Origin of the sequence: Streptomyces sp. NPDC032940, from assembly GCF_040636935.1 — a bacterium.
Taxonomy (GTDB): domain Bacteria; phylum Actinomycetota; class Actinomycetes; order Streptomycetales; family Streptomycetaceae; genus Streptomyces.
Genome location: NZ_JBEZVJ010000012.1, coordinates 128,354 through 143,655 on the forward strand (window position 1 = coordinate 128,354; position 15,302 = coordinate 143,655).

Below are 15,302 nucleotides of genomic sequence, written 5' to 3' on the forward strand. Positions count from 1 at the left end.
GCGGCGCCCGCACGTCACTCCTGCACGAGCACCACGCTCGACTCGCCCGGCACGCGCAGCACCCCGTCCTCGCCCGGCCCCTCCACGGGCTCCCACGCCGCGAGCACCCGCGCTGGACGGGGGCCCAGCGGGATCGCCGCGGGTTCGCCGCCCAGATTGACGGCCACCCGGATGTCGCCGCGCCGGAAGGCCAGCCACCGAGCCTCACCGTCGTAGGCCACCCTGGTGTCGGCGAGGTCCGGGTCGGTCAGGTCCGGCTGCTCGTGCCGCAGGGCGATCAGCCGGCGGTACCAGGCCAGCACGCGCGCGTGGGGATCGCGTTCCGGCTCGGACCAGTCGAGGCAGGAGCGGTCCCGCGTCGCCGGGTCCTGCGGGTCGGGCACCTCCTCCTCCTTCCAGCCGTGCGCGGCGAACTCCCGCCGCCTGCCGCGCCGTACGGCCTCGGCGAGGTCCGGGTCGGTGTGGTCGGTGAAGAACTGCCACGGCGTGCCCGCCGCCCACTCCTCACCCATGAACAGCATCGGCGTGAACGGCGCCGTCAGCGTCAGCGTGGCCGCGCAGGCCGCCAGGCCGGGGGAGACCAGGGAAGCCAGCCGGTCGCCCTGGGCGCGGTTGCCGACCTGGTCGTGGGTCTGGCTGTAGCCGGTCAGCCGGTGCGCCGCCGTGCGCTGCCGGTCCAGGGGCCGGCCGTGACCGCGGCCCCGGAAGCTGGAGTAGGTGCCGTCGTGGAACCAGCCCCGCGTGAGCGTCTTGGCGAGCGCCGCCAGCGGATCGCGCGCGAAGTCGGCGTAGTAGCCCTGCGACTCCCCGGTCAGCGCGGCGTGCAGGGCGTGGTGGAAGTCGTCGTTCCACTGCGCGTGCACGCCCAGGCCGCCCCGCGCGCGCGGGGTGATGATCCGCGGGTCGTTCAGGTCGGACTCCGCGATCAGGAACAGCGGCCGGCCCAGGTCGGCGGCCAGCTCGTCCACCGCCGTCGACAACTGCTCCAGGAAGTGGCACGCGCGCGTGTCGGCCAGGGCGTGCACCGCGTCCAGGCGCAGGCCGTCGATCCGGTAGTCGCGCAGCCATGCCAGCGCGCTGTCCACCAGATACGCCCGCACCTCGTCGGAGCCGGGCGCGTCCAGATTGACCGCGGCGCCCCAGGGCGTGTGGTGGGTGTCCGTGAAGTACGGGCCGAAGGCGGGCAGATGGTTGCCGGACGGGCCGAGGTGGTTGTGGACCACGTCCAGGACGACGCCCAGGCCGAGTTCATGGGCCCGGTCGACGAACCGCTTCAGCGCGTCGGGCCCGCCGTACGGCTCGTGCACCGCCCACAGCGACACCCCCTCGTACCCCCAGCCGTGCCGGCCGGGGAACGGGCACAGCGGCATCAACTCGACGTGTGTGACACCCAGTTCCGCCAGGTGCTCCAGCCGCTCGGCGGCGGCGTCGAGGGTGCCCTCGGGCGTGTACGTGCCCACGTGCAGCTCGTACAGCACCGCGCCGGGCAGCGGGCGTCCGGACCATTCGGCGCGCCAAGGGTGGCGCCCGTGGTCGACGACCGCGCTCAGCCCGTCCGGACCGTCCGGCTGCCGCCGCGAGCGCGGGTCCGGCAGCACCGGCCCGTCGTCCACCGCGAAGCCGTAGCGCGACCCCTCCCGGGCGTCGGCCGCGCCGCACCACCACCCCCGCCGCTCCGGATCGCGCTCCATCGCGCGCGTGACGCCGTCGCACGTCAGCGTCACGCGGCCGGCCTGCGGTGCCCACACCTCGAACTGCACGGACGGTTCCCCTTCGTCTGCTCACGGTGACGTAGCCCGTCCATGGTCCTGCAAAATCGATCAATCCGCCGGTGAACGTCCCCGTTCGCGCCGGGTGTCGTGAACCCGCGGCCCCGGCGGCCGTCTCCCGGTCTTCTGGACACCCCCGGCCCTGCTGACCGACAATCACCTGCGTGACGTCGTCCTTCGAGTTCTCCACATACCCCGCGCGGCTCTCCGACGCGGAGCGCGACAAGGCGCTGAAGGTGCTCCGGGACGGCGTCGCCCTGGGCCGCCTGTCGCACGACACCTTCGTGCGCCGTATGGAACTGGCGCTGGCCGCCCACCACTCCCACGAACTCGCCGCGCTCACCGCCGACCTGCCCACGGAGGGCAGGGCCTCGCGCCTGGTGTTCGGCGCCGTCGAGGCGGTCTCCGGCTTCGGGGTCCGGCTGCGCCGGGCCTGGCGGGCCGAGCGGCTGCCCAAACTGCTGCTGCCGCACCCCGGCACCGGCCATCCGCTGCGCATAGGGCGAGACCCGGCCAGCGGCCTGCGGCTGACCCACGAGACGGTCTCCCGCGTCCACGCCGAACTCGTCCGCCAGGGCGGGATGTGGGTGCTGCGCGACCTCGGTTCGACCAACGGCACCACAGTCAACGGACGGCGCGTCATCGGTGCCGCCGTGGTGCGCGAGGGCGATCAGATCGGCTTCGGCCAGATGGCGTTCCGCCTCGCCGCGAACTGACCGCCCGCACAGCACTGGCCTGGGCCTCACGCGGCGTCGCCTGTCCCGCCGTGGCCTGAATCCCTTTGCTTCTCCTGGTGTTGACGTACCCCTGAAGTCGTGACTGACTGTGCGTACACCGCGCACGTCAGGTGAACCGACGGCTCCCATCGTGGAGGTGTGCCCTGCCGCCCCTCCTGCGCTACCCGACCGTGGACGAGCTGGGCGCCCGGGCCGCCGCACTCGTCTCCCGCCACCCCCGGGACGCCCGGCTGCGCCGCGTCGGCACCTCCCGCGCGGGCACCCCGCTGCTGCTGCTCTCCGTCGGCCACGGCACCCGCCAGGTCCTCGTCGTCGCCGGGCCGCACGCCAACGAGCCGGTGGGCGGCGCCACCGCGCTGCGGCTGGCCGAGCGGGCGCTGGCCGACCCGCGGCTCACCGAGGGCGCCGACGCCACCTGGAACCTGCTGCTGTGCGCCGACCCCGACGGGCTGCGCCGCAACGAGGGCTGGCTGTCCGGCCCATACACCCTCGGCCGCTACGCCCGGAACTTCTTCCGGCCCGGCTTCCTGGAACAGCCCGAGTGGCTGCCCGACGGACCCGACCGCGCCGTGCTGCCGGAGACCCGCACCCTGCTCGCGCTCCAGGACGAGCTGCGGCCCTTCCTGCACTGCTCCCTGCACGGTGTCGACGTCGGCGGCGGCTTCGCCGAGCTCACCCACGACCTGCCGGGCCTCGCCCAGCGCATGGCCCACACCGCGGCCCGCCTCGGCATCCCCCGCGAGCTCGGCGCCTACGACACCCTGTACTGGCCCGGACTCGGCCCCGCCCTCTACCGGATACCGCCGCCCCGCCACGGGGACCTGACGCAGGCCATCACCGAGGCCGCCGTCGACTCGACCTGGTGCCATCCGCGGCGGTACGGCACCGTCACCGCGGTCGTCGAGGCGCCCATGTGGGGCGTGGCGGCCGTGGAGGACGACTCGCCCCCGGCCGACCGGGACGCGGTGCTGCGCTCCGTGAGCCGGACCCTGCGCCACGACACCCGCCGGCTGCAGCGCATCCTCGCCCGGCTGAGGCCGCACACCGCGGGCAGCCCCGACACGGCCCGCCTGCTCGCACCGGTCGACGACTACCTGCTGGTCTGCCCCAGACTCGCCGACGCGTGGGACCCGGACGCCGACGACGGCACGGGCCGTTCGCTGCCGCCGATGAGCACCGCCCACCTGGTCGCCCTGCGCCTGGCCGGCCGGCGTCTCGCCCTGCGCACGTCCGGTCTGCTGCACCAACTGGTGACCCGCGGCGGAAACGATCCCGCAGGCGTCCTGCCGGAGCTCGACCGGCTCGTCGACGAGGGGTGCGCCGACTACCGCGACGGCTGCGGGGCCCGCTGGATACCGGTCTCCCGCCAGGTGGAGTACCAGACCCGCGTCGTGCTCGCCGCGTTCGAACTGGCCGGGCGGCGCACGGGGGCGGTCTCCCGTTCGGGTGAGCCGGGCTGGGGCTCCGAACCCGCCGTGCCGATGCACCGGGAATGACCCACATCCTCACCGCCGTGGCGGCCCGGACGGGCCTCCTCCTCACCGCCGCCCTCCTCGCCGCAGGCGCGGCCCCCGCCCGGGCCGTCGCCCCGCCGGAGCCCGCCCGCGACTGGCTCCTGGTCACGGTCGCCCGGGGCGACGCCAACGGCCCCGCCCTCCCCGGCGCCTCCTCCTCCGGCGACACCCGCAGCGCCGTGCTCCGCTGCGACCCGCCCCGGGGCCACGCCCGCGCGGCCGAGGCGTGCGCGGAGCTGGACCGGGCGGACGGGGACCTCGGCCGCATCCCGCTGCGGGACACCTACTGCCCGATGGTCTACGCGCCGGTGACCGCGCACGCCCAGGGGCAGTGGCGGGGACGGGCCGTGGAGTACGCGCAGACCTTCCCCAACACCTGTGTCATGACGGCGCGGACGGGCTCGGTCTTCGCCCTGGACGAGGCGGGGGCCGAGCCGCGGGGGTGAGCCGCGCGGTCCGGTGACCGGGCCCCGGTGACCGGACCGCCCGGCCACGGGGCCCGGCGTCACTGCTGGTGCAGTCCCCGGCCCGCCAGGGTCAGGAACGCCTCGCCGACCGCCTCCGACAGGGTGGGGTGGGCGTGCACGTGCCGGGCCACGTCGGCGGGCTCGGCGTCCCACCCGACGATCAGCTGGCTCTCGGCGATCATCTCCGAGACGTGCGGGCCCACCAGATGCACCCCGAGCACCCGGCCGCCGCCCGCCTCGGCGACGACCTTCACCATCCCGCCCTGCCCGTGCACCATCCCCTTCGCCACGGCCGTCAACGGCATCACGCCGACGGCGGGTTCGTACCCGCGCGCGCGTGCCTCCGCCTCGCTCAGTCCCACGGCGGCGGTCTGCGGCGCCGAGTACGTCACCCGGGGCACCGCCGCGTAGTCGACCGGCGCGGACGGCACGCCCGCCAGCGTCTCGGCCACCAGCAGGCCCTCCGCGAAGGACGCGTGGGCCAGTCCGGGCGACGGCGGCGGCAGCAGGTCGCCCACCACGTGGACCCCGGGCACGGCCGTCTCCAGCCGGTCCCAGTCCGCCGGTACGACGAAGCCGCGCCCGTCGGTGCCGAGGCCCGCCGCGTCCAGGCCGAGACCGTCGGTGACCGGGGCCCGGCCGACGGCCACCAGCAGCCGCTCGGCCCCGACCGTGAGCGTCTCGCCCCGCGCCGTGCGCACCCACGCGCGCACGCCGTCGTCCAGCACCTCGGCGTCCAGCAGCCGCGCACCCACCCGGACGTCGACGCCGCGCTTCTTCAGACCCCGGGTCAGATGGCGGCTCACGTCCGCGTCCTCCAGCGGCACGATCCGCTCCGCGGCCTCCACGAGGGTGACCTCCGCGCCCATGGAGCGGTGGAACGAGGCGTACTCGACGCCGATCGCGCCGCCGCCCAGGACCAGGACGGACGCCGGCAGCCCGGGCGCGAAGAGGGCGTCGTCGCTCGTCACCACGCGCCGGCCGTCCGGTTCGAGGCCCGGGAGGGTGCGCGGGCGGGAACCGGTCGCCAGCACGACGCCCCGGCGTGCGGTGAGCCGGGGGCCGCCGTCCACGCGCACCGAGCGCGGTCCTGTGAGCCGCGCGCTGCCCCGCACCACCGTCACGCCGGTGTGCGCGAGGTGCGCCTCCACGCCCCGGTGGTTGCGCGCCACGATGTCGTCGCGGGTGGCGACGAGAGCCGGCCAGTCGACGCCGTCCAGGCTCGCCTTCACCCCCCAGCGCTCACGCGCCTCGGCGACGCCGTCCACCAGTTCGGCGGCGTGCAGCATCGCCTTGCTCGGGATGCAGCCGCGGTGCAGACAGGTACCGCCGACCTTGTCGCGTTCGACCAGGGCGACGTCGAGACCCAGAGCCGCCGCACGCAGCGCGGTGCTGTAACCGCCGGTGCCGCCGCCGATGACGATCACGTCGTGTGTGTTCATGTCCCCAGCGTCCGCCCGGCGCTTGTCATGAGTCCAAGGCAATGTTGTCCTGGGTTCGATGAGGAACGTTCATGGCGGGGCGGGGCGGGGCGGCGGCGGAGCGGGGCCGGTGCCGGACCGGGGGAGGAGCGGGGATGAGTCTGCGGCAGATGGAGTACTTCATGGCCGTTGTCGACGAGGCGTCGTTCACCCGGGCGGCCGAGACCCTGCACGTCACGCAGTCCGCCCTCTCGCACCAGATCAAGGCCCTCGAGAGGTCGGTCGGCGGCGCCCTCCTGGAGCGCATGCCGCGCGGGGTGCGGCTGACGCCGATGGGCCGCGCCTTCCGGCCGCACGCCGAACTCGCCGTCCGCAGCGCGGCCCAGGCCCGCCGCGCGGCCCGCGCCGCCGCCGGTGCCGAGGGCGGGGAGCTGCACGTCGCGGCCGTGCACTCGGTCGCCGTCGGCGTCCTTCCCGACGTCTTCGCCCGCTGGCGCGCCGCCCACCCCGGGGTGCTGCTGCACCTCCACGAGTACGCGACGACCGAGGCGCTGGAGGAGGAGGTCGAGCGTGGCACCGCGGACCTCGCCGTGGGTCCGGCGCCCCGTGACTGGCCCGGCACCGTCGTCCCGGTCGGCGAGGAGGAGATCGTCCTGGTCGTGCCCTTCGACGACCGCTTCGCGGGCCGGACGACGGTGACGCTGCCGGAACTCGCGGACCGGCCCTGGGTGCGGTGCGCCATGGAGCCCGTCGTCGAGGGGCAGCGCTTCCTCGACCTGGTGTGCGGGCGGGCCGGATTCCGGCCGCTCACCGCGGTCTTCACGGAGCACACGTCGACGGCCGTGCGGATGGCCGCCGCCGGCGTCGGGGTGTGCACGGCGCCCTCGCACATCGTGGGCGGGGCGGTCGGCGAGGACTGCGTGGTCCTGGCCCCCGACCCGCCGTGGCGCCGCCCGATGACGGTCTTCACCCGCGTCCCCCCGACGGGCGCCGCCGAGGCGTTCACCGACCTGCTGCGCACGTCGTGGCCGGCCCCGGGTGTCCCCGCGGCGCGGACGGAGGCGGCGGAGGTCTGCGACGCGGGACGTGCGGTGGCGGGCTGAGCCCCGCCCGAACAGCCCTCCGCCGGGCCGGGTCGGGCGCGGACGCGCAGGTCGTCCGTGCCCGTCCGGGGTGCGACGAACGGGTGTCCGTCGCGGGTCCCGCCGGGCGCCGTGCCCTCACCGCCGGGCATGGGAGGGGCCCGGCTCCGGGCACGGCAGTACCGCCCCGGGGCCGGCCGTCGGAAGGCGCGGGGTGTGCGGTCGCGGGCCGGTGGGCCCCGTCAGCCCGTCTCCTGCGGCGTCCCCGTCCGCTCCAGCAGCGCCACCGGCAGGTCCGCGAACAGGTCCTCCACGCGCGCCCGGCCCTCGAACTCCCGGGCCGCGGACCCCGGACCGCAGGCCCGCGCGTCGGTCCAGCGGCCCGGCGGCAGCGCGAGCGTCGTCCCGCGCCAGCCCCCCGACTCGGCCAGCCGCAGCGACAGTCGCGTCACCGCCGTCAGGACCCGGCCGGAGCGGACGAAGGCCACGCAGTGCGCCGCAGCGGGGCCGTCGGCGGGCAGCGCCTCGTACGTCGCCGTGCCGCCGAACGCCTCGGGCCGCCGCGCCCGCAGCGCCAGCGCCGCCCGGGTCACCGCGTCCTTGTCCCCCGGGGAGACGGGCGGGAAGTCCACGGGCCGCCGGTTGTCGGGATCCACCAGGGCGCGGTACTCGCCCTCGGTGCCCTGGTAGAGGTCCGGCACGCCCGGCATCGTGAGGTGGATCAGGGCCGTGCCGAGGACGTTGGCCCGGATGTGCGGCTCCAGCGCGGCCCGGAAGGCGGCCACCCGCTCGCCGGGCGCGCCGCAGGGCCCCTTCGCCACGAACCGGGCCACCGCCTCCTCGTACACCGGCTCCCGCTCGGTCCAGCTGGTGTGCAGCCCCGCCTCGCGCACATGCTTCAGCAGCGCCTGCTCCACGCGCTCCCGGTCCGCCGCGCCCAGCCCGAACACCGTCTGCCAGGCCGCCCACGCCAGCTGCCCGTCCGGCGCCGCATCTCCGGTGCCGGTGATGTCCGCCAGGAGGTCCGCCCAGCGTTCGGGGCACTCGGTGAGCACCGCCAGCGCGGCCCTCACGTCGGCGCTGCGCTTGGTGTCGTGGGTCGACACGACCGTGCCGGTCGTGGGCCAGTCCCGCTGCACACGCGCGCAGTACGCGTGGAACAGCTGCGGCGACACCGCGGGACCGCCCGGGTTCCCGCCCACCTCGGTCGCCGACAGCAGCGGCACATGGCGGTAGAACGCCGTGTCCTCGACCGACTTGGCGCGCAGCGCCGACGCCGTCTGGGCGAACCGCGTCCGGAACTCCACGTGGTCCGGCCCGTCGCCGAACCGCCCCAGCAGCAGGTCCCGCACCACGTCCACCGCCCCGGCCTCCTCCGGCACCGTGAACGCGCGCCGCGCCTCGGCCGCCGCCTCCTCGGTGACGACCGACGCCGCGTCCCCGGGCGTGTAGGGCCGGTACACCTCCAGCCGGACCAGCAGCTCGCGCAGGGCGGTGCGCAGCGCCCACGGCGCCCGGTCGCGCAGCGCCGGGTGCGGCGAGGCGACGCACAGCCGGTGCGCCACCCGGGTCAGCCGGTCCGTCTCGGCGGCCAGCTCGTGCGTGAGCACCTCGTACGCGGCCCGCCGCACCGTGGCCGCCCACTCCCCGCCGCCGTCCGGCCGCGGGGCGGCGAACGCGCGGTACCGGCCGAGGAGTTCCCCGTGCCCCACCGGGTCGGTGAAGAGTCCGTCCACGTGCCGCAGGGCGTCGTAGCCGGTCGTGCCCGCGACGGGCCAGTCCGCGGGCAGCCGCTCCCCGTCCGCCAGGATCTTCTCCACGACCGTCCACCGGCCGCCGCTCGCCTCGTGCAGCCGCGCCAGATAGGTGCCGGGGTCGGCGAGCCCGTCGGGGTGGTCGACGCGCAGCCCGTCGACCACGCCCTCGTGCAGCAGCCGCAGGACCGTGGCGTGGGTCGCCTCGAACACCTCCGGGTCCTCCACCCGCACCCCGATCAGCTCGGAGATGCTGAAGAAGCGCCGGTAGTTCAGCTCGGTGCGGGCCAGCCGCCACCACACCGGCCGGTACCACTGGGCGTCCAGCAGCTGCGGCAGCGGCAGGTCCGCGGTGCCCTCCCGGAGGGGGAAGACGTGGTCGTGGTAGCGCAGCACGTCGCCGTCGGCCCGCAGCTCCTCCAGCACCTCGCCGACGGGCGCGCCGAGCACCGGCAGCAGCACCTGGCCGCCCTGCGCCTCCCAGTCGATGTCGAACCACCGCGCGTACGGCGACCTCGGCCCCTCCCGCAGCACCTCCCACAGGGCGCGGTTGTGCCGCGGGGACATCGCCATGTGGTTCGGCACGATGTCCACCACCAGCCCGAGCCCGTGCTCCCGCGCGGTGCGCGACAGGGTCCGCAGCCCCTCCTCGCCGCCCAGCTCCTCCCGCACCCGCCCGGGGTCCACCACGTCGTAGCCGTGCGACGAGCCCGGCACCGCCTCCAGCACGGGGGACAGGTGCAGATGGGTGACACCGAGCGAGGCCAGGTACGGCACGGCCGCCGCCGCGGCCGCGAAGGGGAAGCCGGGCTGCAGCTGCAGCCGGTACGTGGCCAGGGGGGCCGGGAAGTCCGGCCGGGGCGGCAGGGGCGCGGGCACCGGGACGGGTCGCTCAGGCGTCATGGAGAGCTACGTACCCGTCTCGCCGCCTTTCGTGTCATCCGCCCCTCCCAGGGAGCACCCGTACGTGGCCGGCGCCGGGCGAGGAGCGGCACGGGAGCCGTCCCTCGCCCGGCGTCCTAGACGGGCCGCTGGAGCACCGTCAGGCTCCGGTCCACCAGCGTCAGCCGATCCCCGGCCTGCACCTTCGTCCCCGCCCGGGCCGGTACGCCCTCGGTGCGGGCGGTGTCGACCACCACCTCCCACTGCCGGCCGTGGTCGACGGGCACCACGAAGTCCAGGGACTTCGGCGCGGCGTTGAACATCAGCAGGAACGAGTCGTCGGCGATGCGCTCCCCGCGCGCGCCCGGCTCGGAGATCGCGTTGCCGTTGAGGAACACCGTCAGGGCCGACGCCCGCGCCGAGTGCCAGTCGCGCTGGGTCATCTCCGCGCCCTCCGGGGTGAACCAGGCGATGTCGGAGAGCTCGTCGTGGGTGCCCTCCACCGGCCGGCCGTGGAAGAAGCGCCGCCTGCGGAAGACCGGGTGGTTCTTGCGCAGCCACACCATCGCGCGCGTGAACTCCAGCAGTGTGGTGTCCGCGTCCTCGCCCTCCGGCCAGTCCACCCACGCCAGCTCGTTGTCCTGGCAGTAGGCGTTGTTGTTGCCCCGCTGGGTGCGGGCGAACTCGTCGCCGTGGCTGATCATCGGCACGCCCTGGGACAGCAGCAGCGTCGCGATGAAGTTCCGCATCTGCCGGGCCCGCAGCTCCCGCACCGCCGGGTCGTCGGTGTCGCCCTCGGCGCCGCAGTTCCAGGACCGGTTGTGGCTCTCGCCGTCCCGGTTCTCCTCGCCGTTGGCCTCGTTGTGCTTGTCGTTGTAGGAGACGAGGTCGTGCAGGGTGAAGCCGTCGTGGCAGGTGACGAAGTTGATGGAGGCCAGCGGGCGGCGCCCGTCGTCCTGGTAGAGGTCGGACGAGCCGGTCAGCCGGGACGCGAACTCCGCCAGGGTGCGCGGCTCGCCCCGCCACAGGTCCCGCACCGTGTCCCGGTACTTGCCGTTCCACTCGGTCCACAGCGGCGGGAAGTTGCCCACCTGGTAGCCGCCCTCGCCGACGTCCCACGGCTCGGCGATCAGCTTCACCTGGGAGACCACCGGGTCCTGCTGCACCAGGTCGAAGAACGACGACAGCCGGTCCACCTCGTGGAACTGCCGTGCCAGGGTCGCCGCGAGGTCGAAGCGGAACCCGTCGACGTGCATCTCGGTGACCCAGTACCGCAGCGAGTCCATGATCATCTGAAGGACGTGCGGGGACCGCATGAGCAGCGAGTTCCCGGTGCCCGTGGTGTCCATGTAGTAGCGGGGGTCGTCGGTCAGCCGGTAGTAGGACGGGTTGTCGATGCCCTTGAAGGACAGCGTCGGACCCAGGTGGTTGCCCTCGGCGGTGTGGTTGTAGACCACGTCGAGGATGACCTCGATCCCCGCCTCGTGCAGCGCCTTCACCGCCGACTTGAACTCCAGCACCTGCTGGCCGCGGTCGCCCCAGGAGGCGTACGCGTTGTGCGGGGCGAAGAAGCCGATCGTGTTGTAGCCCCAGTAGTTGTTCAGGCCCATGTCGACCAGCCGGTGGTCGTTGACGAACTGGTGCACCGGCATCAGCTCGAGCGCCGTCACCCCCAGCTCGGTCAGGTGCTCGATCAGCGCCGGGTGCGCGAGCGCCGCGTAGGTGCCGCGCAGCTCCTCGGGGAGCCCCGGGTGGCGCATGGAGAGACCCTTCACATGGGCCTCGTAGATCACCGTGCGGTGGTACTCCGTCCGAGGGCGCCGGTCGTCGCCCCAGTCGAAGTAGGGGTTGACCACGACCGACGACATCGTGTGCGGGGCCGAGTCCAGGTCGTTGCGCCGGTCGGGTGCGTCGAAGTGGTAGCCGTACACCTCCTCGCCCCACTGGACCGACCCGCTGATCGCACGCGCGTACGGGTCGAGGAGCAGCTTGGCGCTGTTGCAGCGCAGCCCGCGCTCCGGGGCGTAGGGGCCGTGCACGCGGTAGCCGTACCGCTGCCCCGGCATCACGCCCGGCACGTACGCGTGCCGGACGAACGCGTCGCTCTCCCGCAGTTCCACCGCCGTCTCCGAGCCGTCGTCGTGCAGCAGACACAGCTCTACTCGGTCCGCGGCCTCCGTGAAGACCGCGAAGTTGGTGCCGGCGCCGTCGTACGTGGCACCGAGTGGGTACGCCTCTCCAGGCCAGACCTGCATGGACACGACTCTTTCAGGTGTGCGGCGCCGGTGCGGACGCCTTGGCTCCGAGTCTCCCCGAAGTCTCCCCGAAAGTGAGGCGACCACCTAGCACTCACGTGCCTCTTGTCCGCCACGAGCCGGTCCACTCCCCGCGGGTTCCCGGCCGTCCGCCCGGCGCCGTACCACGTCACCGCTATGAAACCGCTCACTCGCCGGGCCGGGCGGGCCGGGAACGAGCCGCCGGGACAAGGCCGTTGGTGAAACCAGCCTGCCCATCGGGCTGCACCGCGCACCGCTCGCGGAGTACCCTTCCTTGATCGTTGGGACGGGGTCTGTCCGGAAGTGCTCCGGGGGAGCGGAAGGCGGTGCGCGGGTGGGCTCGGGAGGGCTGGAGCTGCCCCCTGGTGACGAGGGTCACGAGGGGAACTCCACGGACGTCCCGCCCGGTGCGGTGTCCCTGGCGCGGCCCATGAACGCGGGGGCGATCGGCCCGGAACTGGACTGGGACGCCGACGCCTGGCACGAGGTGCGCACCCGCGCCCAGCGGGCCGGGCGGGCCTACATCTGGCTGAACCTCGTGGAACAGCGGCTGCGCGCGGTCGTCGCCGCCGTCCTGCGACCGGTCTACGAACCCGTCCACGGCGACGACTGGGTGGTCGCCGCCGCCGGTCCCGCCGGGCAGGAGTGGGTGCAGCGCGCCGTCGCCGTCCGCGAGGTCAGCCGCCGCAAGGGCTACCTCCTCGACCCGGCCGACGACAACGTCCTCAGCTTCCTCACGCTGCCCCAGCTGCGCGAGCTGATGGTCCAGCACTGGCCCTGCTTCGAGCCCTACGTCGACGAGCGCCGGGACGTCGAACTGGCCCTGGACGAGCTGGAGGTCACCCGCAACGTCGTCTCCCGCAACCGGGCGCTGTCCGAGGCGGTCCTGAACCAGGCCGAACGGGCCTCGGCGCGGCTGCTGGAGGTCCTCGGCACCGGCAGCGACCTGCCGTCCGCGCGCCGGCTCCCGGTCGACGCGGTGGAGGACCTGGTCGGCGACCGGTACGCCGACGTCGTCGCCGTGCACCCGGACCGGGTGCGGCTGCTGCGCCAGTTCCCGGCGGAGGACATCTTCGGCCGGGCCCGCCGCGTGGACGCCCTCGGCATCGGCCTCAACCTGCTCGTGCAGAACTTCTCCGGCCGCCGCCTGCTGCGGCTGGCCGAGTCCGGCGGGCGGGTGCGGCTGCTGTTCCTGAACCCCGCCTCCAGCGCGATCAAACGCCGCGAGCGCGAACTGGGCATCAAGCGCGGCGAGCTGAGCCGCGCCGTCGAGACGAACATCCTGCACATGCGCCGGGTCCGATCCCGGCTGCGGGACCCCGGGGCCTTCGAGATCCAGGTCTTCGACGAGACGCCCCGCTTCACGGCCTACCTGGTGGACGGGGACGGCGCCGACGGCATAGCGGTCGTGCAGTCCTATCTGCGCCGGACGCGGGGGATGGAGGCGCCGGTGCTGGTCCTGCGCAACGGACGAAACGGCGGCAAGGTCGTGAAGTCGGACCAGGTCGACGAAGGCGGACTCTTCCCCACCTACCGTGAGGAGTTCGAGCTGATGTGGGCGGATTCGCGGCCGGTGTCCTGAGCGCCGTCGCGGGCACCGGCCCCGAAGTAAGCGGAACGCGATCCTCTGATTGTCAGTGGCCCGTGCGAAGGTGGGAAACCACTGGGGGAACGCACCACCGAGGAGGGGGACCGCCCATGGGCTGGCACCGGGAGCTGCTGATCGGCTTCGACCTGGAGACGACGGGCACCGACCCGCGCGAGGCGCGCATCGTCACCGGCGCCGTGATCGAGGTCCGGGGCGGGGAGCCGCTCGGCCGCCGCGAATGGCTGGCCGACCCCGGCGTGGAGATCCCGGCGGACGCGGTCGCGGTGCACGGCATCAGCAATGAACGCGCGGCCGCCGAGGGCCGCCCCGCCGACCAGGTCGCCGACGCCATCGCCGGCGTGCTGACGGGTTACTGGAAGACGGGCGTCCCCGTCGTCGCCTACAACGCGGCCTTCGACCTCACCCTGCTCAGTGCCGAACTGCGGCGCCACGGACTGCCGTCGCTGCGGGAACGCCTGGGCGGCCTGGACCCGGCGCCCGTCATAGACCCGTACACCATCGACCGCTCCGTGGACCGGTACCGGCGCGGCAAGCGGAATCTGGAGGCGGTCTGCCGGGAGTACGGCGTCCCGCTCGACGCCGCCCACGACGCCTCCGCCGACGCCCTGGCCGCGGCCCGGCTGGCCTCGGCGATAGCCGGCCGCCACCCCAAGGTCGCGGCCCTCGGCCCGGCGGAGCTGCACCACCGCCAGATCGAGTGGTACGCCGAGTGGGCGGCGGACTTCCAGAGCTTCCTGCGCCGCAAGGGCGACGCCACGGCCGTCGTCGACGGGACGTGGCCGGTCCGCGAGCCGGCCGGCGAGCCGGTCTGACCCGGGCCCGCCGGGCGCGCCGCCGGAAGTCGTCAGAACGGGTACCAGCGCACCGTCGGATCCTCGTCCCGCAGTGACGCCACCCGGCGTTCGAACTCGGCGAGCGCCTTCGGGTTGCTCGGCGCGTGCTGGGCCACCCAGGCGCAGCTGGCCGTCTCGCGGGCCCCGCGCAGCACGGCGCAGCCGTCCCAGTCGCGCACGTCCCAGCCGTAGGTCGCGGCGAAGGCCTCGTACGCCTTCGCGGGCAGCCCGTAGCGGTCCCGGCTGAGCGCCATCACCACCAGGTCGTGCTCGCGCAGATCGGCGGAGAAGGTCTCCAGGTCGACCAGGACCGGACCGGCGGGACCGACGTGCACATTGCGGGGGAGCGCGTCGCCGTGGATGGGGCCCGGCGGCAGATGCGGGGTGAGCGCGGCGGCGGCCGTCGCGAAGCCGTCGCGGCGCTCGCGCAGATAGCCGGCGTCGGCGGGGTCGATCGCGTCGCCGGCGAGCCGCAGCCAGCGTTCCACACCGCCCAGCAGTTCGCGGGGCGGCAGTGCGAAGGAAGGGGAGGGCAGTGTGTGGACCAGCCGCAGCAGTTCCGCCACGTCACGCGGTTCGGTGGGCCGTACCGCGTCGGGCAGCCGGTGCCACACGGTCACGGGATGCCCGTCGACCGTCACCGCCTCCGGCCGGGCCGCCCGCACCGCCGGCACACCGGCCTCCTCCAGCCACACCGCGACGGCCAGTTCCCGGCTCGCCCGGTCGAGGAGTCCGGCGTCGCGGCCCACCTTGACCACCAGGTCGCCGGCGGCGAAGACCGCGTTCTCGCCGAGCGCGAGCAGCCGCGCCTCCCGCGCCGGGCCGGGCAGCACCTCCGCCGCGGCCAGCACCTCCCGCGCCCGTGCCTCGTCCATCGTCCGCCCTCCGTGTGTCCGTCCGTGCCCGTCCGGGTCCCCGCGGGCCCGCCGGCACCGCCGGTATCCCGCCATCCGTCGGC

The 15,302-nt window shown here is 74.7% G+C and carries 11 protein-coding genes; 6 read left to right on the forward strand and 5 right to left on the reverse strand.

From position 1 onward, the window contains the following. Positions 1–14: 14 nt before the first annotated feature. Positions 15–1,760 carry a malto-oligosyltrehalose trehalohydrolase gene (treZ, locus tag AB0E77_RS17600; RefSeq protein ID WP_361571173.1) on the reverse strand — a complete coding sequence of 582 codons (1,746 nt, stop codon included), beginning with the start codon at positions 1,758–1,760 and terminating at the stop codon, positions 15–17. Between the two features lie 173 nt (positions 1,761–1,933). Between treZ and AB0E77_RS17605 the strand changes: the two genes are divergently transcribed. From AB0E77_RS17605 to AB0E77_RS17615, 3 genes are all read left to right on the forward strand, one after another. Further along, positions 1,934–2,485 (forward strand): DUF1707 and FHA domain-containing protein, encoded by a 552-nt coding sequence (locus AB0E77_RS17605; protein WP_361571176.1) that lies wholly within the window; start codon positions 1,934–1,936, stop codon positions 2,483–2,485. 191 nt (positions 2,486–2,676) lie between these two features. Beyond that, positions 2,677–4,002 carry a M14 family zinc carboxypeptidase gene (locus AB0E77_RS17610; protein ID WP_361571179.1) on the forward strand — a complete coding sequence of 442 codons (1,326 nt, stop codon included), beginning with the start codon at positions 2,677–2,679 and terminating at the stop codon, positions 4,000–4,002. Further along, on the forward strand, positions 3,999–4,466 hold the full coding sequence (locus tag AB0E77_RS17615; protein WP_361571181.1) for an SSI family serine proteinase inhibitor: 468 nt from the start codon (positions 3,999–4,001) through the stop codon (positions 4,464–4,466). Before AB0E77_RS17610 ends, AB0E77_RS17615 begins: the two co-directional genes overlap by 4 nt. 59 nt (positions 4,467–4,525) lie before the next feature. Here the strand turns inward: AB0E77_RS17615 and lpdA are convergent, their stop codons facing one another. Then, positions 4,526–5,929: a dihydrolipoyl dehydrogenase gene (gene lpdA, locus AB0E77_RS17620; protein WP_361571184.1), complete on the reverse strand. Its 1,404-nt coding sequence runs from the start codon at positions 5,927–5,929 to the stop codon at positions 4,526–4,528. A gap of 134 nt (positions 5,930–6,063) precedes the next feature. On the opposite strand from lpdA, the gene AB0E77_RS17625 reads away from it, so the two are divergent. After that, on the forward strand, positions 6,064–7,011 hold the full coding sequence (locus AB0E77_RS17625; RefSeq protein WP_361571187.1) for a LysR family transcriptional regulator: 948 nt from the start codon (positions 6,064–6,066) through the stop codon (positions 7,009–7,011). 221 nt (positions 7,012–7,232) lie between these two features. Here AB0E77_RS17625 and treY read toward each other — a convergent pair whose 3' ends face one another. Together treY and glgX are read right to left on the reverse strand one after the other, a co-directional pair. Further along, entirely contained in the window at positions 7,233–9,647 is a 2,415-nt protein-coding gene (gene treY / locus AB0E77_RS17630) for a malto-oligosyltrehalose synthase (protein ID WP_361571190.1), read from the reverse strand. A gap of 116 nt (positions 9,648–9,763) precedes the next feature. After that, entirely contained in the window at positions 9,764–11,881 is a 2,118-nt protein-coding gene (glgX, locus tag AB0E77_RS17635; protein ID WP_361571192.1) for a glycogen debranching protein GlgX, read from the reverse strand. Positions 11,882–12,236: 355 nt separating this feature from the next. Here glgX and AB0E77_RS17640 point away from each other — a divergent pair, with 355 nt between their 5' ends. Together AB0E77_RS17640 and AB0E77_RS17645 are read left to right on the forward strand one after the other, a co-directional pair. Next, positions 12,237–13,484: an SAV2148 family HEPN domain-containing protein gene (locus AB0E77_RS17640; RefSeq protein ID WP_361571195.1), complete on the forward strand. Its 1,248-nt coding sequence runs from the start codon at positions 12,237–12,239 to the stop codon at positions 13,482–13,484. A 116-nt stretch (positions 13,485–13,600) separates the two neighbouring features. Next, positions 13,601–14,323 (forward strand): 3'-5' exonuclease, encoded by a 723-nt coding sequence (locus AB0E77_RS17645; protein WP_361571198.1) that lies wholly within the window; start codon positions 13,601–13,603, stop codon positions 14,321–14,323. Between the two features lie 32 nt (positions 14,324–14,355). Here the strand turns inward: AB0E77_RS17645 and AB0E77_RS17650 are convergent, their stop codons facing one another. Then, on the reverse strand, positions 14,356–15,219 hold the full coding sequence (locus tag AB0E77_RS17650) for an aminoglycoside phosphotransferase family protein (protein ID WP_361571201.1): 864 nt from the start codon (positions 15,217–15,219) through the stop codon (positions 14,356–14,358). Positions 15,220–15,302 lie beyond the last annotated feature (83 nt).